The sequence below is a fragment of the Bacillus cereus group sp. RP32 genome (assembly GCF_040459735.1).
Lineage (GTDB): Bacteria > Bacillota > Bacilli > Bacillales > Bacillaceae_G > Bacillus_A > Bacillus_A wiedmannii.
Genome location: NZ_JARVHO010000001.1, coordinates 1,989,169 through 2,014,535 on the forward strand (window position 1 = coordinate 1,989,169; position 25,367 = coordinate 2,014,535).

The following is a 25,367-nucleotide window of genomic DNA, read 5'->3' on the forward strand; positions in this document are numbered from 1 at the left end:
GTGTAGTAAGTAATTCTATATGTACGAGAGGTGAACCTTTTTATTATTTGTACTAGGCATATTAGATGTATTTCTCCATTGTTTCTGATAGATTAAACAAGGTGAAACTTTAATAAGTTAAACATTCTTAGTTCATAATAAATGGCAAATCAAAAAGGGGACCGATAAAATGAATAGACTAGTTGGCTTAAAACAATTTGAAATAACGCGTGGGTCATTACTTAAATTTATGGAAACGTTAGATGATAAAACTGCGGATACACAGCCAGAAGGTTTTAATAATACAATTCGTTGGCATATTGGTCACGTGTTAACAGCAGCAGAAGTTTTCATGTTTGGAAAAGAATTCAAACAATTACCAAATGAATATCCAGGTATGTTTGGGTATGGATCAAGACCATCTAAATGGAAAACAGAAGGACCATCGTTAGAAGTGTTAACGGCTCAGTTAAAAGAACAAGCGAAACGTATTAACGAAATTCCAGCAGAAGCATTTGAAAATAAACTGCCAGAGCCATTCCTAGGATTGGAAACGGTAGGGGAGCTTTACGGCATGATGCTTTATCATGAAGCGGATCATATTGGGCAAATGAAGGCGATGGAGCGTATTATTAAAGCTCTTTAGTTGTAATTGCATATAAAAAACGAAATTATATTGTGAAATATTATAACGACAAAAAGGATAGATAATTTATTATCTATCCTTTTTGTCGTTGAGCTTAAAGAATTATGAACGCTTGACATCGTGATACTGATAAAATAGGAATAGTTATTGTATTTGTTTCACATGATAGGAAAATATTGAGGGAAATGCAGAATTAAGGTTGCGAAACCTGCATGAAATATAAGTATAATAAAAGAGAAAAACTAGAAATAGGGGTGAATACTATGATTACATTAGAACAAAAGTTGGAGCAATACACATATACATATGCACAGTTAAAGGGAGAACTAAAATGGAAAACGAGTGATTCTCGAACAGGTATGATGATTGCTGCTATGTATACAGGTAGTGATAAGTTGTTTGATCTCGGACGTTTTTTAGAGATTAGTAGTTATATTAAAAATCAAGTAGGGATGTTTTCATACTTAAAGTCTTATCATCGCTTTGTGGTGGCCGCAACTTTAGATATTCACTTTACAGATTACAAGAAGGCTTTTCGAAAGTTTTTAGATTTATATGAACAATTGGTTGCTGGTGGTTTTAGTCGAAGTATATTTACTTATCTCGCAGCATCTGTGCTTTTAACAGAAGAAAATGAACAGCATGGCACGCACATTCAGCGTTCGATGCAAGTATATAAACGTATGAAAGAGGATCACCTTTTTCTTACAAGTACAAATGATTACCCACTTGCAGTTTTACTAGCAGGACAATCAGAGAATGTAGAAACACTTATGGATCGTGTAGAACGTCTGTATCAGAAACTAGCGAAATCTGGTTTGCGTAAAGGGAATGATCTTCAGTTTTTAAGTCATATCCTTTCACTAAAGAAGGATGTTCGTGAAGAAATGTTAGTTGCAACATGTACAAACATATGGAACTCGTTAAAAAAAGAAAAGGTAAAAGTGAAACAGATGCATTACCCAGCCATAGGGCTACTAGCGTTACTTGAGGATGGAGAAAAAGAAATTCATTCTATTACAGCGTTGATTGAAAAATTGCAAGGGGAGAAATTATTCCGTTGGCATACAGACACAAATATTCTTATTGCTATTCAACTGTTCGTAAGTCAGAAAGGTGAGGAAAGTAAAGCTACCAACACAGGTTTACAAACTATGATAGAAGTCCTCATACAAGCACAACAGGCAGCTATGATGGCAACGATTGCTGCTTCATCTGCTGCAACATCTTCTGCTAGTAGTAGCTCATAATGTGTAACTCCTTTAATAAGGAAGGTAAAAAAGCCCATCACTTTCTAATGAGTGATGGGCTAACCATTTTTACATAATCAGCATTATTTTTTCGACTCCTTCAAATGTTTGAGTTGTGTAACAATCATAATGCTAATAACAACGAGTAAAAACCATGAACTAATTTTGCTTAAGTGAACGAGATTCCATGCTTCCCGTTGATTTGGATATTGCCATGCTCCGAAAAATGTTGCGATGTTCTCTGCAATCCAAATAAAGAAACCAATAAGGAAAAAGGAGAGAACGAGTGGCATTTTATATGTAACGCCTCGTAATGAAAATTCTACAAATGTCCGAAAGAAAACGATGAATAAAAGTACAGTTAATACCCATCTAAAGTCATATAGAAAATGATGTGTAAAAAAATTAAAGTAAATCATTGCTCCTAGAGGTATTGCAAAAATAGCTTTTGGCCAATGATGCATTTGCAAATGTAATCTTCTCCACGCCTGGCATATGTAACTAGCAACACTTGCATACATAAAGCCACTGTAAAGCGGCACTCCAAAAACTTTTGAATATGCCTCTTCCGGATAACTCCATGAACCGAAATGTACTTTATATATTTCTAGTAAAAGCCCGATAAGGTGAAAAACAGTAATTACTTTTAATTCGTCTTTCGTCTCAAGTCCAGTCTTATACATAATCCACTGCATAAGAAGACATACGATGAGTATGAAATCATATCGGTACAACCCTGGAATCGATATGATTTTTGAAAGAGCAAGTGTTAAAAAAATAATGACTGGGAATAAACAGGATAATGCTTGCTCGTAAGTGAAGTGTAGTAGTTGTTTTATAAAGAACATTGCGTCACCTTCGATACTTTTGTTAGAAAACTCGAAATAATGACTAAGTATACTACAATTTTAAAAATAAGCCAGTAGTCTATTTTGCATGTATTTGTAAGTTTTAGAAAGGAATTGTAATAAGTATTTTAATATTTAACAAATTAAAAAAATAGTTTGCTATTTTAAAAAAGTGGGGATATAATTTCTAAATGAAAATGATAATTGTTATCAATAATAATTATAAATTAAAAATAATTATAAAAAACAACTGAATATAAAGGATGAAATGAAACATGTTACATAAGTCTGCTGTACATGCTGGCAATAAGCTCATGAAACATATTAAGTTCATATGTTTCATGAACTTATCAATTTTATGTTTAATCGGATCTATATTCTTAGCTATTGCATTCGGTGCAAAGGATATCCATTTGCAAACCGTATGGACAGCGGTTTTTGATTATAATCCGAAATTAACGCAGCACCAAATTATATATGAATTAAGGCTCCCAAGGGTAATTGGAGCAGCAGTTGTAGGAGCAGCTTTTGCGGTCGCTGGGGCTGTTATGCAAGGAGTAACACGAAATCCTTTAGCTGATGCAGGTGTGCTTGGCATAAATGCAGGTGCGATGTTTGTAGTAGCACTTAGTTTTGCCTTTTTTCCGCATATGCCATATTCCTATTTAATGATTGTCTCTTTTATTGGAGCGGTTTTAAGTACAGTACTCATTTTTATTATCGGATCGGCCACATCAGGCGGATTAACACCGATGAGGTTAACGATCGCTGGGGCAGTTATGGCAGCACTTTTACATTCGTTAAGTTCAGGTGTTGCAATTTATTATGACTTAAGTCAAGATTTAGCGTTTTGGTACGCTGGTGGTGTTGCAGGGGTTAAGTGGGAACACTTGAAATTTTTAGTTCCTATTATTATTATAACGATTGTTTTTGCGACAGTGTTAGGGCGGTCTATTTCACTCATATCAATGGGGGATGATGTTGCTACGAATTTAGGAGTAAAAACGAACCGTACGAGAATACTAGGGATGATTACAGTAGTCATTCTTGCAGGCGTATCTGTTTCAGCTGTTGGCTCTATTGGATTTGTAGGACTCGTTATCCCGCACATTGCTAGAAAATTAGTTGGTGTTAATTATAGACTCATTATTCCTATGTCAGCATTTTTAGGAGCTATGTTATTAGTTTTAGCTGACTTAGGGGCAAGAACAGTAAATCCTCCTAAAGAACTCGCGATAGGGATTATGGTAGCTCTTGTTGGAGTTCCGTTCTTCCTCTATATAGCACGTAAAGTTGGGAGAGAGTTGTAAGTGAAGAAGATTTTAAACACGGATAAAAAGAGAGCCGTTACTGTAACTACAATATTTGGTTGTATTGGTATCGCTGTCATTTTGCTTGGCTTAAATACAGGGACACTTAGCATTGCACCGATCAAAGTAATTCAAACGCTTTTCGGTTATGGTGATTTTGAAAGTGCAACCGTACTATACGATTATCGTATGCCAAGAATTATAATCACAATGTTAGCTGGCATTGGCCTTGGGATTTCCGGTGCGATTTTGCAAGGATTATCACGTAATGCACTTGCAGACCCTGGTATTTTAGGATTACATTCCGGTGCGTCTTTCGGTCTTATCGTATTTGTTACTTTCTTTCATTCTATTAATGAGAGTGCATCTATTTTAATACCGTTATTTACATTTGGCGGAGGAGTATTAGCTGCATTTCTTATTATTTTACTTGCGAGTGATCGGTCAAAAGGTTTACTTCCTATTAGACTTATTCTCGTTGGTATTGCTGTTTCAGCTGGATTTAGTGCGATTTCGTTATTTTTCTCTCTCAAGTTAAATGATGAGACATATACATTCGCTTCCAGATGGTTAGTTGGTAACGTGTGGGGAAGGGATTGGATTCATGTCCTTGCATTATTACCTTGGATTTTCATACTAACTCCGTATGCATGGCTAAAATCTAAAACGTTAAATGCATTGTCACTAGGTGATAGTGTGGCAGCAGGACTTGGTGTTTCTGTTCAAAAAGAACGGTTACTCCTTTTAGCTACAGCGGTTGGATTATCTTGCGCGAGTGTATCGATGGCAGGAGGGATCGGTTTTATCGGTTTAGTTGCTCCGCATATCGCAAGAAAGTTAGTAGGTACTACGTATCAACATTTCCTTCCACTAGCTGGCATTATCGGAATGATTATTTTAGTACTAGCAGATACGATAGGTCGTTCTATATTTGAGCCAAACTCTATTCCGGCTGGTGTAGTAGTGGCCGCATTAGGAGCACCGTATTTTCTTTATTTACTTACAAAAACAAAATAAATACTTCAAAGAGGAGAACATATGAAAAAGAAACTTACTATTTTATTTAGCATCATGTGTATTTTAGTATTAGCAGCATGTGGTCAAACGAAATCTAATGAAGAGGCAACGAAAAAAACGGAAAAAAGTAATGACCCAAAAATTGCTTCAATGTCTATTCATTTAACAAATGATTTACTTGCATTAGGAATTACACCAGTAGGTTCTGTAATTGGTGGAGATTTAAAAGATTTCTTACCGCATGCAAAAGAACAACTGAAAGATACGAAAAAACTTGGTGTTATAACTGATCCGAATATGGAAGCATTACTTCAATTAAAGCCTACTGAAATTTATGTGGATGAAAAATACGCGGGTAAAGATGTAGCGAAATACGAAAAAATTGCAAAAACGCATACTTTCAATTTAGATGAAGGTACGTGGAGAGACCATTTAAAACAAGTTGGTAAACTTGTAAACCGTGAGAAAGAAGCGGATACATATATTCAAGATTACGAAGAGCAATCAAAGAGAGTAAAAAGTTTAATCGATAAAGAGCTAGGTAATAATGAAAAAGTAATGGCAATTCGCGTTACTGCAAAAGAATTACGTGTATTTAGTACGAAAAGACCTATGGGACCAATTTTATTCCAAGACTTAGGATTACAACCTGCAAATGGTGTAGAGAAAATCGATGGAAACCGTCCTTTCGAAGTCATTTCACAAGAAGTATTACCTGACTTTGATGCAGGTGCTATATTTGTTGTTGTAAATAGAGATGATAAGGCAAAAGCTGCATTTAAAAAACTTCAAGAAACACTAATCTGGAAAGACTTAAAAGCTGTTAAAGGCAAGCATGTATACATTATTAATGACCAACCATGGCTTGACTATTCTGCTTTAGGTAACAAAATGGCAATGGATGAAGCGGAGAAAATGTTTACGAAATAATATCGATTCGATGTTAGGAAGATCCTCTAAATTTTGAGGGTCTTTTTTATTGTTAGAATAAATAAAAAATTATACAATAAATTTAATTTAATGCAGAGGAGATATGCCAATGTCAGCGCTTATTGTATGTATCCCGTTTATAAAGCAGTTTATGAAACTAGGGGATAAATAGGCTAATCATTATCCCCGTTATTAAAAAAAGGGGGAGTTTGAAATGACAATGAATCTTTTTCAAAATAAAACGATTAAATTATCAGTTATGAGAGAAAACGACGCTGAAGTAATGGCTAAATGGCAAGAAGATAGTGAGTATTTAAGAAACGTCGATACAGATATAGCATTCCCGCAATCTTTACAGGAAATAGCAAGTGATGGTCTACTAAAGGGAAGGAGATCGAATAGTGTTTCTTTCATGGTAAGGACAGTTCAAGATGATCGCTTAATTGGTTTTGTTGCAATTCATGGCATAGAGTGGAATAACAGAATGGGTTTATTAGCCATTGGTATAGGAGATGCAAATGATAGAGGGAAGGGATATGGAAGAGAAGCGATCCATCTTATCTTAAAATATGCTTTCTATGAATTGAATTTGCGCCGCGTCGGTCTGGATGTTATTTCTTATAATAAAGCTGCTATTGAGTTGTATAAAAAGATGGGTTTTCAGATGGAAGGTTGTATGAGAGAAGCAGTTCAAAGAGATGGGAAGTGTTTTGATCGTATCATTATGGGGATATTAAGGGATGAATGGATAGAGCTGCAAGGTTAGAAAGTACATTCGAAATTATATATGTAGTATGCAGGAGATATAATAATAATTGGCGAATTTTTACAATGTACTGATTGAACTTATAAGGAGTCATGCAAAATGAATTTAGACAAAGCAAAACCAGTAAATGAAGAAGTCGCTGAATTAAAGGAACTTATTAAAGAATTACACGGAAGTGTACATCAACTGCAAAGTGAAGTGCAGCAACTAAGGCACGAAAGACCGGTTGTTGAAGTGCGAAAGGGTGTTCAATTATCACCAACAATCATCGGACAAATTGGTGGTATGATTTTAGGTGGATTAGCAATTATCGGTATATTTTGGTGAACGAAAAAAAGGTATGCAATTTAGAGCTGCATACCTTTTTCGTTGTCGTTATTTGTCGGTAAGTCGATATTCTCTGTCGCATCGTCGATATAATTTCACACACTACAACTTTTACATTAAATAACGCAAATATATATAAGCGTGTGATAATAGTAATGCAATGATTGTTAACGGTAACCCGATTTTTAAGAAGTCCATATACGAGAATCCATGTCCTTCACGTTTTGCAATACCAGCAACGACTACGTTTGCGGATGCTCCAATTAATGTTCCGTTTCCTCCTAAGCAAGCTCCAAGTGATAACGCCCACCATAGTACTTCGATTTGTGGAGAGTCGACAGATAGTCCGAGCCCTGTAGCTAAATCTTGAATAAGTGGGATCATCGTTGCGACAAAGGGGATATTGTCAATTGTCGCAGATGCAATGCCTGATACCCATAAAATAAGTACCGCAGCGAAACCGATATCGCCATTTGTTACGTCAAGTACTTCTTTTGCAAGTGAAGAAATAAGCCCGATATCAATTAACCCGCCAACGAGAACGAATAGTCCAGCGAAGAAGAAAATGGTTACCCATTCAACGTGGGCAAATACATCTTCAATATCATGTTCTTTTACTCCGATTAGCATAAGAAGTGTAGCGCCTGTCATCGCGATAACCGCAGCGTCTACATGAATAATCGAATGAAGTACAAAGCCTAAAATAGTTAGCCCTAAAATTGAAATGGATTTTAAAAGGAGGCTTTGATCTTTAATATAATCTTTTTCGTTCAATGCCATTAATATTTTAATTTGCTCAGTTGTTGTTTTTAGTTTGTTGCGATACATAAAGTAAATAATACCAAGTGTAACGATAGAGATAATGATTACGATTGGAGCTAAGTTTAGTAAAAAGGCATTAAAGTCTAAATGCTTGTTTGCTGATCCAATCATAATGTTAGGTGGATCACCGATTAATGTTGCTGTTCCACCTATATTTGAAAATAGTACTTCTGAAATCAAATAAGGAACAGGGTTTACTTTTAAAATACGTGTAATGGACAGTGTAACAGGAACGATTAGTAGAACGGTCGTTACGTTGTCCAAAAAGGCAGAACCGACAGCAGTTAATAAGGATAGCAATAATAAAATGCGGATTGGTTTTCCACCAGCTGCCTTCGCTGCTTTAATGGCCACAAATTCAAATACGCCTGATTGACTCGTAATATGTACGAGAATCATCATCCCAATTAAAAGGGTAATCGTTTCCCATTGAATATGTGATGTGAAAGCAGTATGTAAATCTACAACTCCAAAAATAATCATAATAGCAGCGCCGAATAGTGCGATTACAGCACGATTCAATTTCTCAGAAATAATAAATCCGTACGTGATTAAAAATACGGCAATTGCAAAATAATATTGCCAATTTGCTACTTCATGTGCTGATTGTTCCAATCATGTCACCTTCTTTAAAGTATGTATTCAATTGTCAAAATGTATCTCGCTGCATAAATACAGGATAAAATATATTGTAGCAAATTCAAAAAAGAAAGAAAACTATTTAACAAAGTGAAGGAAAAAATATGATTTTTACATATCATATAAAAAACACAGTGCAAATTATTAGGAAAAGTGAGCGTTGTCCTCTAATATAGAGATAGCAATTTACATTATTTTTGCGTAAAATGGTTTAAAGAGGTGAATTCCGATGGAAATAGTAAAAGATAGTTCTCTTATTCAAAATGAAATTGAACGTTTTGTAAATAAAGATGTATATATTCATTTAGAAACAACGAACGGAGCGTATGCGTCACACTTTAACGAAAAGATGATGACGGTTGGTGCATTCATTCGAAATGCAATTATTCACTTTGAACGCGGGAAGATTACTGGAACGAATCCATACCGAGTTGGTTTAAAAATGGATCATGGCTGGGTATATGCAGAAGGTATTACGCACTGGGAAGTAGACGATAAAGAGCGTTTATTACTTGCAGGGCACGATAATCAAGGTCGCTTAGCAGTTGCACTTGAGTTAAGCTTAACACCATTTAAGTAAGAAGGAGGGAAACTTATGGAGAGACATGTACTTGTTGTATTTCCGCATCCAGATGATGAAGCATTTGCTGCGGGAGGAACAATTCGCTTATTAACAGATCAAGGAGTACCTGTAACGTATGCGTGCGGTACTTTAGGACAAATGGGACGTAATATGGGGAAAAACGTATTCGCTAACCGTGAAACGATTCCAAATATCCGTGAAAAAGAATTAAAAGATGCATGTGAAGCGATGGGAATTCAAGATTTAAGAATGCTTGGTTTCCATGATAAAACGTTAGAATTTGAAGATGTTGATTTCGTTGCAGATAAAATTGAAGCAATCATTCAAGAAGTAAATCCATCTCGAATTATTACATTTTATCCAGAGCACGGCGTACATCCAGATCATGATGCATTTGGCCGCGCAGTTGTTCGCGCTGTATCACGTATGCCAAAAGAAGAACGTCCAGTCATTCATGCAGTTGCAATTACGAGAAATCGCGAAGCTGTATTAGGTGAGCCGGATGTTGTAAATAATATTAGTGAAGTATTCGAGCATAAATTAGCTGCACTAGGCGCGCATCGTTCACAAACAGAAGCGATGCTAGAAGAAACACACGCAAAAATTAAAAACAAAGATGCAGCAACATTAAAATGGCTGCAACTTGAACAATTTTGGACTTATAAATGGGAGTAGGCTAGAAGGGAACCTTCTAGTAGCTCTTACATAGAAAAAGCACCGTCATTTGTGACGGTGCTTTTTTAGTGAATAATCTTTATTCTCTAGCTATTTGCGAGCAGATTTCACTTTATCTCGTACTCCATTCTTTTGCGAATTCATCATGATATGCTTCGCTCCAATGGTATGGCTGCAATTCTTTTAACGGTTTGAAAATAATATCTTGTTTAGAATTTGTAATGGCGCATAGTACTTCTGGTCCCCAATAAAATAAACGTTCTTGGCATACACCACAAGGTGATAATACTTTTAATTCAGAATGCTCATTTTCCCTTGCAAAACAAATCGAATGTGTAACTTTCTTATGAAATTTATGTGCCTCTAAAATCGCACCTGTTTCCATACAAAGTTCTGTTGAAGCATTTATTACGTCTGGGGCAACACTTGTATAAATGGATCCATCTTCTACACGAATTGCTGCAGCTCCGCCCCAATTATGCGGATATCTTTGGTCAATTAAACTTTTCACTGCATCATATAATTGTTGTTCAATGCTCAATTGTATTTCCTCATTTCTGCTTAATTTTCGATTCAATGACTGTTATTTTTTATTAATACCGATTTCAAACTATGAATGTAAGAATTACTCTTCATCTGCATACTTTTCCTCTAAAGAAATTAATAGAGTAATTAACCCCAGTACTACAATAATTAAAGTGGTTATAAAAGATTTAGAAAGAGAAAAAGAACCTGCAATGAAAGGTGATAAAAACTTGAATGAAAGTATACTAGCTAGTAAGGACACTGCTAAAATGGTAAAAAGAGCTATATTTTTATTATTGATAGATGTTTGTAAAAAGTCTTTAATAAAGCCAATAGAGACAAATATAGTTAGTATGATAAGTGAAATAAAATAATGTGTTACATTTGTCATACTAATAGTAGGATCGTCTATTATGTAGGCAAGTAACTTAGATATTAACATACCGCCAAACAATAGAATAATAAAAGCGAGTAATTCTGTTGACATATAAGTGCTGAAATTGACTTTCTTTTTAAAGAGCTTATAGCTTAGAGTAGCCTGGATTATTTGAATGATAAATAAAGCGATAATCCACACATAATATACAATTGGTAATTCTCCTGAGAATAGCGCAATCAGGAAATTTATTACTGTCCTTAAAATTTCAATCACTATAAAAATCCTCCTGTTTGTAAGCTTTGCGACATTAGAAATATGCTAGTTTATCACTTAATAATTAGATCTATAAATTCAAACTATTTCTAATTATTCCATAAAAAGGTGGTAACTTCAAGTTATCTTTTTAACAAAGCATCCAAGGCTCAACACTAGAAAAAGAAACGCAATATGTAATATAATTGAAAAAGTATATATTAAAATCAATGTTAATATTACCCTCCTATAAGTATTAACATAAGTAATTGAGGTGTTTTCTTTGTTGTTTTATGATCGGATTTCTATAATGGCCCCTCCTGTTCCGTAGCTAAGGAAAGTCTTTTTATTTCTGAGATTTTCAAAGTTATAGGAGGGTATGAAAAATGAAAAAAGTCTCAGTACCATCACTTTTGTTAATGATCATTCTTGTCGCATTTCCGCAAATTAGTGAAACGATTTACACACCGTCTTTACCTGATATTTCAAAGGCGTTACATGTAAGTAATAATGAGGTACAGTTAACACTTAGTGTGTATTTTGCTGGATTTGCTTTAGGTGTATTTTTTATTGGATGGTTATCAGATATAATTGGCCGTCGCCCGGCAATGTTATTTGGAATTGTCGTATATGGCGTTGGGAGTTTCTTATGCTTTATTGCAAATTCCATTGAAGTTTTATTGCTAAGTCGTTTTATTCAAGCGTTTGGAGCAAGTGCTGGCTCTGTTGTGACACAAACGATTCTTCGTGAAAGTGTAGAAGGGCATAAAAGGCATGTTATGTTTGCTCAAATCTCGGCAGTCATTGCTTTTACACCAGCAATAGGACCATTAATCGGTGGCTTTCTTGATCAAATGTTTGGATTTAAAATCGTATTTTTAAGTTTAGTAGTTATGAGTATCGGGATTTTTCTGTATACGTTTGTTTCTCTTCCGGAAACAAAAACGGACTCAGTAACGAATAAAATAAATGTATTTTCTGTTTTAAAACGACTGATTACAAATCCGAAAGTAGTAACATATGGGTTATTAATTGGAGGAGCGAATGGTGTTTTATTTAGCTATTATGCAGAAGCGCCGTTTATCTTTATTGAATACTTTCAGTTATCGCCTAGTATGTATGGACTTCTAGGAATTGTTGTTGCTTCCGCTTCTATTATTGGAGCGAAAGTTTCAAAACGATTGCTTGCCACGTATAAACCAGAGAAGATTATATATATCGGTTGTCTCGTAATGACAGGAGGAGCTATCCTTTTATCTGTTATTACGTTTGTTGGATCAAATCCGAATGTAATATATATGATTGTATTTTTAGTAGCGATGTTTATATTGCTATTAGGAATTGGAGTAGCGTTACCTAACTGTTTAAGTTTAGCATTAGTAGATTTTCAAGATGTCATTGGTACAGCCGGAGCTTTGTTTAGCTTAGGGTACTATGTAATTGTAACGATGACAGTTTGGGGAATGAGTCAACTTCATACGGGCTCGTTACTGGTGATGCCACTTTATTTTCTGGCTATTGTAGTTATCATGATGGTGTTTACTAAAGTATTTATTTTAGGTAAACAAACTTCAAAAATGATTTAAATATGAAATGGTAAAAGAGTCTCATTAAAAATGAGACTCTTTTATATTTTATCCTGCTGTTTTGAGGCAGTAAGATTCCTACCTTAAAATTGGGCTGGACTAAAGAAATTAGTAGTTTATTAATATATTAAATTTCTGGTTAGTATATGAATCGGACGTGTGGGAAATTACGTTATCAACTATAAAGATTGAAGTACATGAGATGTGAAACCTAGGAAGAAATACTCTCCTCGGTTATTTATACTGTAATAATATTCATACCGGAATCATATTGAATAGATGTATTTTATTGTTAATTTAGTTAAAAATTAATCAGAATTCTGTATAATGATTTATTGAAAAATAATTGAACTTTTCAGATAAATGAATTAATATAAGGTAAGTAATTTTAAGATTTATAGAATATTGGAAGATGAAAGGTTTTGGGAATTTTGTAAGAGGCAAAAAACGATTTTAGGATAGCTTTAAAGCTAGTGTAAAATGACGTTTGCTTCATCATTTTCAGGGCCGAAAGGAATTAGGGGAAAGCATCTTGTTTTAAAATGCGGCTATGAATCATCTAAGAGGGGGAAGTGAAGTGGCAAACAAAGAATTGAAAAGAGGCTTAGAAGCACGTCATATTCAAATGATCGCTTTAGGCGGAACGATTGGTGTTGGCTTGTTTATGGGGTCAGCCAGCACAATTAAATGGACAGGTCCGTCAGTAATGCTTGCCTATGCAATTGCGGGTATTTTTATCTTCTTCATTATGCGTGCGATGGGTGAAATGTTGTATATGGAACCAAGTACAGGTTCGTTTGCGACGTTCGGTCACAAGTATATTCATCCGTTAGCTGGTTATATGACAGCGTGGAGTAACTGGTTCCAGTGGGTTATCGTTGGGATGTCAGAAATTATTGCGGTTGGAGCGTATATGAAGTATTGGTTCCCAGACTTACCAGCGTGGATACCAGGCGTAATCGCAATGGTTATTCTTGGCACAGCTAACTTAATTTCTGTTAAGTCATTTGGTGAATTTGAATTTTGGTTTGCGATGATTAAAATCGTTACGATTCTATTAATGATTATTGCGGGATTTGGACTTATTTTCTTTGGAATTGGTAACGGTGGAGAAGCGATTGGCATATCTAATCTTTGGTCAAATGGCGGTTTCTTTACAGGTGGTTTTTCAGGATTCTTCTTTGCATTATCACTTGTAGTTGGTGCATACCAAGGTGTGGAATTAATTGGTATTACTGCTGGTGAAGCGAAAAATCCGAAGAAGACACTTACAAGAGCAATTCAAAGTACAATTTGGCGTATTTTGATTTTCTATATTGGTGCTATTTTCGTTATTGTAACTGTATATCCGTGGGATCAATTAAGTACAATTGGTAGTCCGTTCGTAGCAACTTTTGCGAAGGTTGGTATTACGGCAGCAGCTGGACTGATTAACTTCGTTGTTATTACAGCGGCGATGTCGGGTTGTAATAGTGGTATTTATAGTGCGGGCCGTATGCTTTATACGTTAGGTGTAAATGGACAAGCACCGAAATATTTCACGAAACTTTCTGGAAATGGTGTACCTTTATTCGGTACAGTTGGCGTAATTATCGGTTTAGCGGTTGGTGTTGTATTAAGCTATATTGCACCGAAAAACTTGTTCGTATATGTATATAGTGCGAGTGTACTGCCTGGTATGGTACCATGGTTCGTCATTTTAATTAGTCAAATTAATTTTAGAAAAGAAAAAGGGGCAGAGATGAAAGATCATCCATTCAAAATGCCATTTGCTCCTGTTACAAACTATTTGACGATTGCCTTTTTAATTATGGTATTAATCGGAATGTGGTTTAACGATGATACGCGTATTTCACTAGTTGTAGGTATTATTTTCTTAGCTATTGTTACAATTAGCTTCTATGCTTTCGGAATAGGGAAACGACCTCCGTTAGATGTTCCAAATGATCAAGAGATTTCAAGTAAATAAAGATAATAAAAAGTCCGATTTCTCATTTGGAAATCGGACTTTTTGTTATTAAAACTTTTCTAAAACGATTTTCCCAATTGTACTTCCGCTTTCAAGCAGGGCATGTGCTTTCTTTACGTTTTCAGCGTTAATTGGTGTGAATGTTTCATTTAATGTAGTCTTTAAAATGCCTTCATCTAGTAGTTCACTTACTTTATTTAATAGTTCGTGCTGCGTAATCATATCGCCAGTTTCATACATCGCTTTTGTGAACATAAACTCCCAAACGAATGTAGCACTTTTGCTTTTTAAAATCCCCATCTCAAGAGGGTGTTCATTTTCTACGATAGAGCAAATTTTTCCTTGTGGTTTAATGAGATCACATATTGCTTGCCAATGTTGATCTGTATTGTTTAAGCAGAAAATATAATCTACATCTTTTAGCCCAAACTCTAATATTTGATCTTGTAAAGGTTGGTGATGGTTAATGATATAATCGGCACCGAATTTTTCAGCCCAGTGTATCGTTTCATTGCGTGATGCAGTTGTGATTACATTCAGTCCAGCCCATTTTGCTAATTGAATTGCAATCGAGCCAACACCACCAGCTCCGCCGATAATTAAAATGTTTTTAAATGTATTTGTATCCTTCTTATTATAATCAATGCCTAAACGTTCAAATAAACCTTCCCATGCTGTAATAGCTGTTAAAGGAAGTGCTGCAGATTCAGCATCACTTAACGTTTTTGGTTTTTTACCAACAATTCTTTCATCAACTAAATGATATTCACTATATGTACCTTGTCTCGTAATGCTTCCAGCGTAAAAAACTTCATCGCCTTCTTTAAATAACGTACAACTTTCGCCAGTTTGCACGACAACACCACTAGCATCCCAGCCAAGTATTTTCGCTACATCTTCTTTTTTATCTTTCGGAGAGCGAACTTTTGTATCAACTGGATTAACGGAAATAGCGTTAATTTTAACAAGTATATCTCTTCCTGTAGCAACAGGTCTTTCAACTTCAATATCAATTAAACTGTTTTCTTCTTCAATAGGTAAGTATTCATGTAAACCAATTGCTTTCATTTGTATTCCCTCCATTAAAGTAAGAGTTTTTCTCTTTTATTATAGTAGGTAAAGCGTCATTATGTAAAAAAGTTGAGTTCTTTCCATTTTGTAAAAGAGCTGTTTCAACTTCATTTAGAACTTTGTAACTGGCGAGCAACATCCATCACTCTGATTTTATAAGCGTCGGATGAGAGGTATACTTATTTTTCCAGTGTACCTTGCAATGAACAATACCAAGTGTTATATTATACTTGTAGTTATTCGTTATAAAACAGTACTAAATAATAAACAGTAGTGGATATCAATTAGAATAGGGTGAATGAATATTGAATGTACAATTTAAAAAAGGAGTTTTAGAACTTTGTGTTCTTGTCTTACTGGATAAGCAAGACCGTTATGGATATGAATTAGTTCGAAATATTTCCAATCGAATTGAAATATCAGAAGGGTCTGTTTATCCTCTTCTTCGAAGGCTAACTAAGGAAGAATATTTTACAACGTATTTACAGGAGTCTTCAGAAGGGCCTTCAAGGAAATATTATACACTGACGGATAAAGGTAGAACGTATTTGTACCAACTTTTGGAGGAATGGAATGAGTTCTCACAAGGTGTTAATCAATTAATTAAAGAAGGTGTATGTAATGACGAAAGATAAATTTTTACAACAATTAAATGTATCTCTAAAAAGGTTATCTGATAAAGAGCGTGAAGATATTTTAAAAGATTATGAAGAACATTTTACTTTCGGATTAGAGGAAGGGAAAAGCGAAGAAGAAATTGCAGCTTCATTAGGTTCTCCATCTCAAATCGCCAAAGAGTTATTAGCAGATTATCATATTGAGAAAGTAACAACAAGTGCGACAACAGGAAATGTTTTCCGGGCAATTTGGGCAGTAATTGGATTAGGTTTTTTCAATTTGTTAATCGTGCTTGGACCTGCAATTACATTAGCGGCATTGATTTTTTCAGGATGGGTTCTAGGTATCTCATTTTTAGGCGCACCATTACTTGTTTTAGTTGATACTATTATACATCCAAATACATTCTTGCTATTTAATCTATTTATTTCTTTAGCACTTTGTGGACTTGGATATTTCATTGTTATTGCTATGTTATTTTTAACGAAGCTAGCAAAAAGTGGATTTGTTCGTTATTTAAAGTTCAATATAGCATTAGTAAAAGGTGGTTTTAAGCATGATAAATAAAAAGAGTCTTTCAATCATTGCAGGTATTATTTTCATTATTGGTATTATCGGAAGTTTATTCACTTATCGTTCAATTGCTGCAGTACCAATTTCAGAAGAAAAGGTCATTAATAATAATAATGTGTCAAGCGTCATTATCGATACGAATAACGTTCGTGTTAACATCAATCCTACAACAGATAGTAACTTGAAAGTGAAATTAGATGGCGAGATTAATCCTAACGTAAAAAGAACATTAGCAACGGATGAGAAAGATTCAACGCTTCTCATTTCTTACAAAGAAAAGCAACAGAGCTGGTTCAACTTTAATATTTCTGAAATAATGTCGCCATTAACATTAAATGTGTATCTACCCGAAAAACAGTATGATTCATTAAAAGTTTCCAATAATAATGGCTACGTTGCTGCTAAAAAACTAAACGCAACACATTTTAATATCCATACAAGCAATGGACGTGTTGAATTAAGAGAAATCAATTCACCAAAAATTATCGCAGAAGCAAACAATGGAATTATGGATTTCAAAGATGTATTGGCACAAAATATTCATGTGAAATCGAATAACGGACGAATAATGCTAGACCATGTTGAAGGTGAAATAGAGGGGCAAACTAAAAATGGAAGTCTTACTCTTAAAACGAATGAACTGGATCGAAATCTCAATTTTATGACTCATAATGGGAAACTTAATATTGAAACCGAAAAAGAACCAACTAATGTTCAATTTAATGTTTCTGTCGACAACGGCAGCGCGAATATCCTTGATAAATATAATGGAAATACGGTTATTGGAAAAGGAGAAAATGTAATTAAATTAAACACACATAACGGAAATATTACAGTGAAAAAACAATAGCATATTACCTTTTATAATCTCAGCTCGCCGCATATAAAGAGCAATAATAAATAAAAAAAGAACCGACTCCTTTTCTCAACATATAGGAAGTCGGTTCTTTTATATGTAACATTCGTTTAAGGGGGTATGTATCCTTTTCATATTTCAAAATACAAACAGTTGATTTCTTACTCTCGATTTTTAGGGAAATAACGAATAGAAATTAATAATGTAAGGAGAATTTGTGAATGACTCAAAAATAATAGTTGAAACATTGAAAGAAGAGAAGGAGTTTATTTCTAACAGGAGGAATTTTTTACTGTGAACTTTATCCAAAACTAAATGTAAAGGTGGATACATAATGACAGTAAAGAAGCTTTATTTCATCCCAGCAGGTCGTTGTATGTTGGATCATTCGTCTGTTAATAGTACATTAACACCAGGAGAATTATTAGACTTACCTGTATGGTGTTATCTTTTGGAGACAGAAGAGGGGCCTATTTTAGTAGATACAGGTATGCCAGAAAGTGCAGTTAATAATGAAGGTCTTTTTAACGGTACATTTGTCGAAGGGCAGGTTTTACCGAAAATGACTGAAGAAGATAGAATCGTGAATGTTTTAAAACGGGTTGGTTATGAGCCGGAAGACCTTCTTTATATTATTAGTTCTCACTTGCATTTTGATCATGCAGGAGGAAATGGCGCTTTTATAAATACACCAATCATTGTACAGCGTGCTGAATATGAGGCGGCGCAGCATAGCGAAGAATATTTGAAAGAATGTATATTGCCGAATTTAAATTACAAAATTATTGAAGGGGATTATGGAGTCGTACCAGGAGTTCAATTATTGCATACACCAGGCCATACTCCAGGGCATCAATCGCTATTAATTGAGACAGAAAAATCCGGTCCTGTATTATTAACGATTGATGCATCGTATACGAAAGAGAATTTTGAAAATGAAGTGCCATTTGCTGGATTTGATCCAGAATTAGCTTTATCTTCAATTAAACGTTTAAAAGAAGTTGTGATAAAAGAGAAGCCAATTGTTTTCTTTGGGCATGATATAGAGCAGGAAAAGGGATGTAAAGTGTTCCCTGAATATATATAGTGGAAAAAGTCATGAGCTCACTTGCTCATGACTTTTTCGTTTAAATGATTTTTTTAAATAAGTTATAAACTTTTTTAGAACTATCTTCATTTAATTGATAGTACGTAAGGTTTACATCATCAGGAGCATCTTGTTGAGCAATCATCACTTCGTTACTGTGATGGTCAACTATCCATATGAAATATTTTTTATAAGTCCCATCCTCGAAAGTAATCCACATATCACAGTCTATTAAATCTGATCCTTCTTCATCTAATGTTAATTTTCCTTTTTTGGCGGTATCCATACTGTTAATGAATGTTTTTAATTCATCTGTTTTTGTGAGAAAGATATCTTTTTTTGTTTTAATTGACTCGACATGTATATCTTTTATTTCCTGTTTTCCTAAAAAGACAGGGGGCTTATTTGGATCTCTTTGAGTTGAAATGATAGTAGCTTTCTTCTTTGGTTTATTTGCTGTATAGAAATCTTGAATAGATTTCCCAGAGTTGAAAAACCATGCGATTCCAAAAATAATCAATGCACTACCTAGCAGTAAAATGATTTTTTTAATAGAATATTCTCCTCTCTATCACTTCGTATGAAGAGCTTTTCTATTAATATATGATAGGGAAACGTAAAGTATTATAGTTGAACTTGGTTATTCTGCACAGTTTTAACAGGGCGATCTACGAGTAAATTGTAAGTGAGTCCGATTAGTACAAAAATGCCACCGACAATCTTTCCTATAGAGAGTTCGTGTGACAAGATGAAATCAATGATAGTCCCCGCAAATAATTGTCCGATAAAGATGAGTAACGTTAAATAAAATGCTGATATTTTAGGTGTAATATAGTTCGATAACGAGATGACGATAACGCCTACTAATCCGCCTAAGTAAACAGCGATAGGAATAGATTGCAACGTATGACTAGGAATGTACATTGAATCTGAACTGAAAATTAAAAATAACATAGAGAAAAATAATCCAGTAATATAATTAAAAAACGTACCTTCCCAATTACCGATTTTCGCTGCTAAATTTGCGTTAATAATTCTAGCAACAACGATAGAAACACCAGCTAAAATAGCGATCGTAATATATAACATTTTTCTGCCTCCATTAATAAATTGTCATGATTATAATTCCGGAAGAGATGAAACATAATCCAATTAGTTTTTTCTTTTCAAACTTTGCAACTTTCATTCCTAATAAGCCGAAATGATCAATAACGATGGAAGCAATGGATTGACCAAGTAAACTTAATGCGATCGTAATAGAGGCACCAAGGATGGAGAAACTTATATTATTAAAAAGGACAGTGAATACTCCAATCGCTCCAGCGCTATATAGAAAAAGTGGAATGCTTTTATCAAAATAAATTTTATTTTTGTTTACGATTAAAATGAAGATAACTGCAATTAAACCGACAAGGTGAATGACAACGCTCGCTGTATACTTGCCAATTAATTCAGATAAAATCCCATTCAATGGAAGCATAACGGCGATGAGCACACCAATAAAGACAGAAAGAAAGTTGTACAATGTAATATCCCCTTTAATTTTCATATTTGTAATGACTGTATCATGCTGAAATTGTGAATTACTATGACATATGTCATAGTGGAAGGAGAAAATTTTGATTACAATGGGGAGTAGTTGTAAAGGCGGGGGAACTATGAAGAAAATATGTAATTCTATTAAATTAACAAATTATATGAAACAAAATAATATTGACTCCTTTTTTAGTAATGATATGAAACCATATATGGAACTAATATTTTTTAAAAAGAATGAGTTTATTTGTAGAGAGAATGAAGAGATAGATTATTTATTTTTCTTCGTTGAAGGAAAAGCGAAAGCGTTTAATACATTAAGTAACGGGAAATCTGTATTGTTATGCTTTTATGATAGCTTACAGCTGTTAGGAGATGTGGAGCTAATTCATTCTCAAAAGACAGCTTCAAACGTACAAGTGATGGCAGATTCATATTGTGTTGGTTTGCCTTTAGGGAAAGTGAGAAATCAACTATTTCATGATGCGAAATTTTTACGGTGTATTTGCGGATCATTAGCACATAAGTTAAATCGGCTTTCAAAAAACAGTACAATTAATTTACTATATCCACTTGAAAATAGACTTGCGAGTTACATGTTAGCAGCAGGGGAACGAGCGGTGCAGCATGGAAATAGAATTGTATTTAGTGGGAATTTAACGGAAACAGCGGAATTGTTAGGAACGAGTTATCGTCATCTATTACGTACATTAAATATTTTTTGTGATAAAGAGATAATAAAAAAGAACAATGGTTGCTTCGAAGTAGTAAATGTGGATGTTTTGAGGGAATTGGCAGCAGATGTTTATAAATAGGAGGAGATTAGAATGATTACACCTATATTTAGAATTTTTGATGTTGAAAAAGCAAAGCTATTTTACATAGATTTTTTAGGGTTTAAAATGGATTGGGAACATCGGTATGAGGAACATATGCCATTATATATACAAATTTCGTTACATGATGCTGTAATACATTTATCAGAACATCATGGGGATGCTTCGCCAGGCGGTGCGATTCGCGTGAAAATAGATAATGTAGAGGATTATCATTCTATATTATTGAATAAAGAATATGCTTATTCGAAGCCAAATATAGAAGAAACACCTTGGGATACAATCGAATTAACTGTAATTGATCCGTTTTCAAATAGAATCGTATTTTATGAGGAGAGATGGTAGAGCCGGAAGGGATTAATATATAAATTTTTTAGAGATAGTGCAGTGTAATTGGGTATTAAATAAATGTAATGAAGAGTAGTTCATAAAGTAGCGAACTACTCTTTTTCCTTTTGTTAAACAAATTGAATTATTGGTAAATAAATCGTATCATAAAACATATGAACGAATGAGTATATGTTCATACGTTTGGGGAGGAGGAAAAAAATGTTAGATGCAATTATCGTTGGAGCTGGTCAAGCTGGATTAACAATGGGATATTACTTGAAGCAAGAAGGTTATAATTTTTTATTACTTGAGGCAGGAAACCGAATTGGGGATTCATGGAGAAACAGATATGATTCTTTGCAACTCTTCACACCGAGGGAATATAGTAGTTTACCAGGTATGATAGTAAAAGGAGAAGGAAAGGGATTTCCGTGTAAAGATGAAATGGCAACGTATTTAGAAGAATATGCAAGGTACTTTAAATTACCGGTCCAATTGCAAACCGAAGTTTTAAAAATAAAGAAAGAAAAAGAGATATTCAAATTACATACTCCTACAGAAATTTTACAAGCAAAAAAGGTTGTTATCGCAACAGGTGGTTTTCAGCAACCATACATCCCCTCATTTTCACAACATCTTTCATCGCATGTTTTTCAAATACATTCATCACAATATAAATCACCATCACAAATTCCTAAGGGGAATGTACTAGTAGTAGGTGGCGGGAATTCAGGAATGCAAATTGCAGTAGAACTTGCAAAAACTCATGAAGTTACAATATCTATCAGTCATCCTTTAACATTTTTACCGTTACGTCTTTTTAGAAAAAGCATTTTTTATTGGTTAGAAAAATTGGGTTTATTGTACGCCGAAGTAAATACTAAGAGGGGAAAATGGTTTCAGAAGAGAAAGGATCCTATTTTTGGTTTTGAAGGCAAAGAACTTATTCGTAATGGAGCAATTAAACTAGAGGAAAAAGTGGTTAGTGCATCAGAAAAAAATATTATGTTTCAAAATGGTGGCACGTATAGTGCAGAAAGCATTATATGGTCAACTGGTTTTATTCAAAACTATAAATGGATTGAAATAGAAAAGGCAGTGAATGAGAAAGGATTTCCTAATCATGTAAAGGGAATAAGTCCCGTGAGAGGGGTATATTATATCGGTTTGCCGTGGCAATCTCAAAGGGGCTCTGCACTTATTTGTGGTGTAGGAAAGGATGCAGCTTATTTACTCTTTCTGAAATCAAAAAAATAGATCAGTAGCAGCGACTACTGATCATCCATATGTACATGAATTAGGAGAGGTCAAACATTTATTAACTTTATTATAATAGATTTTCATGAGAATAAAAACTGAAAATTCTAATTTTATGTTGAGAAAGTTTTTTGTATCGAAATATATAAAAGAATAGGGGTTTTTAGTAAAAAGAAATATGATATTTATATTTTAATAAATTGTGATATAGTTTATAAAGAACAGATTACATAAAATGTTATTTTATTACATATAAAGTAAGGGGGGATGGTTGTGAAGTTTGATGATCAACGCCTACTAGGAGTACGATTAGGTTCTATACTTGTAACAGAGGAAAATCAATATTTAGTAATTAAGAAAAAAGATCATTATGCACTTTTAAATATACATAATTTAGAATGCACACATGTTGAAGTGCAGCTAGAACATATTGAAGAAATGTTGCAGGAAGATTTTCAAGAAAGTATAACGGAGATTATCGCACCAGAACATATAAAAATTGTTGCCAAAAATGTAATATAAAGAAAGAAGCTGGAAGGAACAGCTTCTTTCTTTTCGTTAAAAGGATAACGTTTTTAACACGTCACCAATAATCCCTTCCATTTGATGAACGCCTAAGTCAGCGTTCGTCATTATAACAGCACCATTACCTCGGTATGGATAGCATATCATCATACATTGAAATCCAACGCCCCATCCAAGTGAATACATTTGTAAGTCTTTATTCGAATCATCTAGAAACACACCTAATCCAGTCCATTTTGAGCAACCTTGAGGAGAAATCATATCTTGTACTAATTTTTGAGAAAGTTTTAGTTTGCCCTTTCCTTGTAAGGAATGAATGATTTCAATTACTAAAGTTGATAAGTCTGTTGGTGTTGTCCAAATACCTGAAGAAGCTGCGAATGGATAAAATGGATACTTCTCATTTGTAACGGTGCCATCTTTATTATGCCCACAAGCAAAGGCCTCCATTTTATTTATATCTTTAGTAGAGAATAGCATGCTATTTTTCAGTTGTAGTGGATGAAAGATATATTCTTCAAGTAAAAGATTGAATGGTTTTCCAGTTATATCTTCAAGTAGTAGTTCAATAATACAAAAGTTTGCATCAGAGTAGTGAAATTCGCTTTCTGGTTTATAAGTTATTTCTATCAGTACTGGACAATATGATGTTTTACCGGCAAGGATTTCAGACATGTTTGGTCGCCCTTGTGCAAGTGTATAATGCTCAAAACTATTAGGAGGATCAATGATTCCAGATTGGTGGCTTAATAAATTTCGCAGGGTGACTTTTTTCTGTGAGGTAAATAGATTGGTAGGTATGTTCCAAGATGTGAGCCTATCATTTACGTCTTCATCTAAATGCACGATCTTTTGATCTGATAATGTTAGTACGAGCATTGTAGTGAAGAATTTACTAATAGAACAAGAATTGAATATGGAATTCGTAGTGACAGTTTTAGTTGTTCCAGATTCAAGTGTTCCGCAGGCAGTTGCTTCATCTAGTTTACCATCACGTATAACGGCAAGGCTTAAACCTGCAACGGAATATTGGTTCATTTTCTCGTATATATTGTTACTTTTTAAGTTCATAGTGACTCCTTTCTTTGAAAAGACAGAATGTTAGTTCTATTATACAGTGGCTAATAGAGAGAAAAAGAAAAAACTTCATCTTTTATCGATGAAGTTTTTTTAGTTAATTCGAAGTGAGTGTTTTAAAAAATTTGTCTCGGTACATGTACATAAGCCATGAGGTTGTTAGTAAAGAAATAATGATTTGTTTGTTTTGAATTGGCGCATTGAAAACAAGCCAGCCAACGAGATCAAATAATAAATGTAGTGCAATTGAAAGAACTACAAATTGTAGTAACGTATTTAAAAATCTTTTCATAAAGTGTCCCCCTAAAATAAAAGATTTTATCAGAAATGTTGTATATTACTATTATACATTAAATGTGTTTTATAGTAAAATTTACATAAGATAGTTAAATAAAACAAATGAAAGCTAATAGGGGGGATAGTCATGGAATTTTGGATAATCATACCGATAGCGGTCTTTGGGTTTATTTATATTGCTGAAAAATTAAATAGAATCGAAAAGAAAACGGATGCACGTTTAAAGAGGATGGAAGATAGATTACAGCTAATTACGAAAGAAATGGGAATTATAGATAGAGAACCTGAAATTAATAAAGAGTTACGCCAGCTTATGGAAGAAGGAAAAACAGTTACAGCAGTTAAGAGAGTAAGAGAGGCTTTTGGGTTTTCATTATTAGAAGCGAAGCAATATGTTGATAAATTATAAAAAAGATCATCCATTTTGGTGATCTTTTTTCAATGCACCATGCGTGTATTTACATAAGCAGCGATTATAACGTGGCCAATTATAATGATAGGAAATAAGATTTTGACATTAGGGGTAGTGAAGACACTACCAATTGTGGCAATAGCACCGGCAGTTAAATTATAAAGACCAACTATTTTTGATAACTTATCTTTATCTGGCACACGGCGTTCATTGAATCCTGATAAGAGCCAAGTGTATTGTTTAACTCCGATGAAATAGGCTAGTGCAAATGAAATAATTGCTAGTATGAATAATGATGGGGAAGCGAAGAGAGTCATTGAAAACACCTCCGTTAAAGGGTTATAAATAAATTATAGTATGAATGTTATAATTTAACAAAATATAAGTGT

The 25,367-nt window shown here is 34.1% G+C and carries 30 protein-coding genes and 1 pseudogene; 20 read left to right on the forward strand and 11 right to left on the reverse strand.

The annotated features are described in order from the left end of the window. Positions 1 to 169: 169 nt before the first annotated feature. Positions 170 to 625: a DinB family protein gene (locus QCI46_RS10245; protein WP_353840135.1), complete on the forward strand. Its 456-nt coding sequence runs from the start codon at positions 170 to 172 to the stop codon at positions 623 to 625. A gap of 212 nt (positions 626 to 837) precedes the next feature. Next, on the forward strand, positions 838 to 1,875 hold the full coding sequence (locus tag QCI46_RS10250; RefSeq protein ID WP_353840136.1) for a DUF4003 domain-containing protein: 1,038 nt from the start codon (positions 838 to 840) through the stop codon (positions 1,873 to 1,875). Positions 1,876 to 1,958: 83 nt separating this feature from the next. Here QCI46_RS10250 and QCI46_RS10255 read toward each other — a convergent pair whose 3' ends face one another. Next, on the reverse strand, positions 1,959 to 2,723 hold the full coding sequence (locus tag QCI46_RS10255) for a DUF817 domain-containing protein (RefSeq protein ID WP_353840137.1): 765 nt from the start codon (positions 2,721 to 2,723) through the stop codon (positions 1,959 to 1,961). A gap of 275 nt (positions 2,724 to 2,998) precedes the next feature. Between QCI46_RS10255 and QCI46_RS10260 the strand changes: the two genes are divergently transcribed. From QCI46_RS10260 to QCI46_RS10280, 5 genes are all read left to right on the forward strand, one after another. Then, a complete protein-coding gene (locus tag QCI46_RS10260) occupies positions 2,999 to 4,033 on the forward strand; it encodes a FecCD family ABC transporter permease (protein ID WP_353840138.1) in 1,035 nt (344 codons plus the stop codon). Beyond that, positions 4,034 to 5,050 (forward strand): FecCD family ABC transporter permease, encoded by a 1,017-nt coding sequence (locus QCI46_RS10265; RefSeq protein WP_353840139.1) that lies wholly within the window; start codon positions 4,034 to 4,036, stop codon positions 5,048 to 5,050. Between the two features lie 21 nt (positions 5,051 to 5,071). Continuing rightward, complete coding sequence (locus tag QCI46_RS10270) at positions 5,072 to 5,980, forward strand: iron-hydroxamate ABC transporter substrate-binding protein (RefSeq protein WP_353840140.1); 909 nt, start codon at positions 5,072 to 5,074, stop codon at positions 5,978 to 5,980. 214 nt (positions 5,981 to 6,194) lie between these two features. Beyond that, positions 6,195 to 6,746 carry a GNAT family N-acetyltransferase gene (locus QCI46_RS10275; RefSeq protein ID WP_353840141.1) on the forward strand — a complete coding sequence of 184 codons (552 nt, stop codon included), beginning with the start codon at positions 6,195 to 6,197 and terminating at the stop codon, positions 6,744 to 6,746. A 99-nt stretch (positions 6,747 to 6,845) separates the two neighbouring features. Beyond that, a complete protein-coding gene (locus tag QCI46_RS10280) occupies positions 6,846 to 7,073 on the forward strand; it encodes a coiled-coil domain-containing protein (RefSeq protein ID WP_166703237.1) in 228 nt (75 codons plus the stop codon). Positions 7,074 to 7,184: 111 nt separating this feature from the next. On the opposite strand, the gene QCI46_RS10285 is transcribed toward QCI46_RS10280, so the two are convergent. After that, on the reverse strand, positions 7,185 to 8,510 hold the full coding sequence (locus QCI46_RS10285) for an ArsB/NhaD family transporter (RefSeq protein WP_353840142.1): 1,326 nt from the start codon (positions 8,508 to 8,510) through the stop codon (positions 7,185 to 7,187). A 253-nt stretch (positions 8,511 to 8,763) separates the two neighbouring features. Here QCI46_RS10285 and QCI46_RS10290 point away from each other — a divergent pair, with 253 nt between their 5' ends. Then, a complete protein-coding gene (locus tag QCI46_RS10290; RefSeq protein WP_128282332.1) occupies positions 8,764 to 9,114 on the forward strand; it encodes a YojF family protein in 351 nt (116 codons plus the stop codon). Between the two features lie 15 nt (positions 9,115 to 9,129). Then, the gene (bshB2, locus tag QCI46_RS10295; protein WP_000439466.1) at positions 9,130 to 9,792 is read left to right on the forward strand and encodes a bacillithiol biosynthesis deacetylase BshB2; all 663 of its coding nucleotides are present in this window, start codon (positions 9,130 to 9,132) and stop codon (positions 9,790 to 9,792) included. A 112-nt stretch (positions 9,793 to 9,904) separates the two neighbouring features. Here the strand turns inward: bshB2 and QCI46_RS10300 are convergent, their stop codons facing one another. Then, positions 9,905 to 10,333: a cytidine deaminase gene (locus tag QCI46_RS10300; protein ID WP_353840143.1), complete on the reverse strand. Its 429-nt coding sequence runs from the start codon at positions 10,331 to 10,333 to the stop codon at positions 9,905 to 9,907. Positions 10,334 to 10,417: 84 nt separating this feature from the next. Next, entirely contained in the window at positions 10,418 to 10,969 is a 552-nt protein-coding gene (locus QCI46_RS10305) for a DUF5823 family protein (protein ID WP_353840145.1), read from the reverse strand. 365 nt (positions 10,970 to 11,334) lie between these two features. Here QCI46_RS10305 and QCI46_RS10310 point away from each other — a divergent pair, with 365 nt between their 5' ends. Together QCI46_RS10310 and QCI46_RS10315 are read left to right on the forward strand one after the other, a co-directional pair. After that, a complete protein-coding gene (locus tag QCI46_RS10310; RefSeq protein WP_353840146.1) occupies positions 11,335 to 12,534 on the forward strand; it encodes a multidrug effflux MFS transporter in 1,200 nt (399 codons plus the stop codon). A 577-nt stretch (positions 12,535 to 13,111) separates the two neighbouring features. Next, the gene (locus tag QCI46_RS10315; protein ID WP_353840147.1) at positions 13,112 to 14,503 is read left to right on the forward strand and encodes an amino acid permease; all 1,392 of its coding nucleotides are present in this window, start codon (positions 13,112 to 13,114) and stop codon (positions 14,501 to 14,503) included. Between the two features lie 48 nt (positions 14,504 to 14,551). Here QCI46_RS10315 and QCI46_RS10320 read toward each other — a convergent pair whose 3' ends face one another. After that, positions 14,552 to 15,571: a zinc-binding alcohol dehydrogenase family protein gene (locus tag QCI46_RS10320; RefSeq protein WP_353840148.1), complete on the reverse strand. Its 1,020-nt coding sequence runs from the start codon at positions 15,569 to 15,571 to the stop codon at positions 14,552 to 14,554. Between the two features lie 308 nt (positions 15,572 to 15,879). Between QCI46_RS10320 and QCI46_RS10325 the strand changes: the two genes are divergently transcribed. The 4 genes from QCI46_RS10325 to aiiA all read left to right on the forward strand — a co-directional run bounded on the left by QCI46_RS10325 (position 15,880) and on the right by aiiA (position 18,708). Further along, positions 15,880 to 16,209, forward strand: coding sequence for a PadR family transcriptional regulator (locus QCI46_RS10325; RefSeq protein WP_353840149.1), 330 nt, complete (start codon positions 15,880 to 15,882; stop codon positions 16,207 to 16,209). Further along, complete coding sequence (locus QCI46_RS10330; RefSeq protein WP_353840150.1) at positions 16,196 to 16,759, forward strand: HAAS signaling domain-containing protein; 564 nt, start codon at positions 16,196 to 16,198, stop codon at positions 16,757 to 16,759. The genes QCI46_RS10325 and QCI46_RS10330 overlap by 14 nt, the downstream gene beginning before the upstream one ends. Then, positions 16,749 to 17,615, forward strand: coding sequence for a DUF4097 family beta strand repeat-containing protein (locus tag QCI46_RS10335; RefSeq protein WP_353840151.1), 867 nt, complete (start codon positions 16,749 to 16,751; stop codon positions 17,613 to 17,615). The genes QCI46_RS10330 and QCI46_RS10335 overlap by 11 nt, the downstream gene beginning before the upstream one ends. Before the next feature lie 340 nt (positions 17,616 to 17,955). Then, positions 17,956 to 18,708, forward strand: a complete 753-nt coding sequence (aiiA, locus tag QCI46_RS10340) for a quorum-quenching N-acyl homoserine lactonase AiiA (RefSeq protein WP_353840152.1) — start codon at positions 17,956 to 17,958, stop codon at positions 18,706 to 18,708. Between the two features lie 40 nt (positions 18,709 to 18,748). On the opposite strand, the gene QCI46_RS10345 is transcribed toward aiiA, so the two are convergent. The 3 genes from QCI46_RS10345 to QCI46_RS10355 all read right to left on the reverse strand — a co-directional run bounded on the left by QCI46_RS10345 (position 18,749) and on the right by QCI46_RS10355 (position 20,257). Further along, positions 18,749 to 19,243 carry a hypothetical protein gene (locus QCI46_RS10345; protein ID WP_353841852.1) on the reverse strand — a complete coding sequence of 165 codons (495 nt, stop codon included), beginning with the start codon at positions 19,241 to 19,243 and terminating at the stop codon, positions 18,749 to 18,751. Between the two features lie 89 nt (positions 19,244 to 19,332). Then, entirely contained in the window at positions 19,333 to 19,797 is a 465-nt protein-coding gene (locus tag QCI46_RS10350; protein ID WP_098273774.1) for a DMT family transporter, read from the reverse strand. A gap of 13 nt (positions 19,798 to 19,810) precedes the next feature. After that, complete coding sequence (locus QCI46_RS10355) at positions 19,811 to 20,257, reverse strand: DMT family transporter (protein WP_353840153.1); 447 nt, start codon at positions 20,255 to 20,257, stop codon at positions 19,811 to 19,813. A 109-nt stretch (positions 20,258 to 20,366) separates the two neighbouring features. Between QCI46_RS10355 and yeiL the strand changes: the two genes are divergently transcribed. The 4 genes and pseudogenes from yeiL to QCI46_RS10375 all read left to right on the forward strand — a co-directional run bounded on the left by yeiL (position 20,367) and on the right by QCI46_RS10375 (position 23,189). After that, positions 20,367 to 21,059 (forward strand): transcriptional regulator YeiL, encoded by a 693-nt coding sequence (yeiL, locus tag QCI46_RS10360; RefSeq protein WP_046954909.1) that lies wholly within the window; start codon positions 20,367 to 20,369, stop codon positions 21,057 to 21,059. 12 nt (positions 21,060 to 21,071) lie between these two features. After that, on the forward strand, positions 21,072 to 21,425 hold the full coding sequence (locus tag QCI46_RS10365) for a glyoxalase superfamily protein (protein ID WP_088092320.1): 354 nt from the start codon (positions 21,072 to 21,074) through the stop codon (positions 21,423 to 21,425). A 204-nt stretch (positions 21,426 to 21,629) separates the two neighbouring features. After that, positions 21,630 to 22,675 (forward strand): annotated as a pseudogene (locus tag QCI46_RS10370) (flavin-containing monooxygenase). A gap of 265 nt (positions 22,676 to 22,940) precedes the next feature. Then, positions 22,941 to 23,189 (forward strand): hypothetical protein, encoded by a 249-nt coding sequence (locus QCI46_RS10375; protein WP_000666938.1) that lies wholly within the window; start codon positions 22,941 to 22,943, stop codon positions 23,187 to 23,189. Between the two features lie 36 nt (positions 23,190 to 23,225). On the opposite strand, the gene QCI46_RS10380 is transcribed toward QCI46_RS10375, so the two are convergent. After that, positions 23,226 to 24,263, reverse strand: a complete 1,038-nt coding sequence (locus tag QCI46_RS10380) for a serine hydrolase domain-containing protein (RefSeq protein ID WP_353840155.1) — start codon at positions 24,261 to 24,263, stop codon at positions 23,226 to 23,228. A 103-nt stretch (positions 24,264 to 24,366) separates the two neighbouring features. Then, positions 24,367 to 24,561, reverse strand: a complete 195-nt coding sequence (locus tag QCI46_RS10385) for a hypothetical protein (protein ID WP_353840156.1) — start codon at positions 24,559 to 24,561, stop codon at positions 24,367 to 24,369. Positions 24,562 to 24,693: 132 nt separating this feature from the next. On the opposite strand from QCI46_RS10385, the gene QCI46_RS10390 reads away from it, so the two are divergent. Beyond that, entirely contained in the window at positions 24,694 to 24,975 is a 282-nt protein-coding gene (locus QCI46_RS10390) for a hypothetical protein (RefSeq protein WP_353840157.1), read from the forward strand. Positions 24,976 to 25,004: 29 nt separating this feature from the next. On the opposite strand, the gene QCI46_RS10395 is transcribed toward QCI46_RS10390, so the two are convergent. Continuing rightward, positions 25,005 to 25,295 carry a DUF3784 domain-containing protein gene (locus QCI46_RS10395; RefSeq protein WP_353840158.1) on the reverse strand — a complete coding sequence of 97 codons (291 nt, stop codon included), beginning with the start codon at positions 25,293 to 25,295 and terminating at the stop codon, positions 25,005 to 25,007. Positions 25,296 to 25,367: the final 72 nt, after the last annotated feature.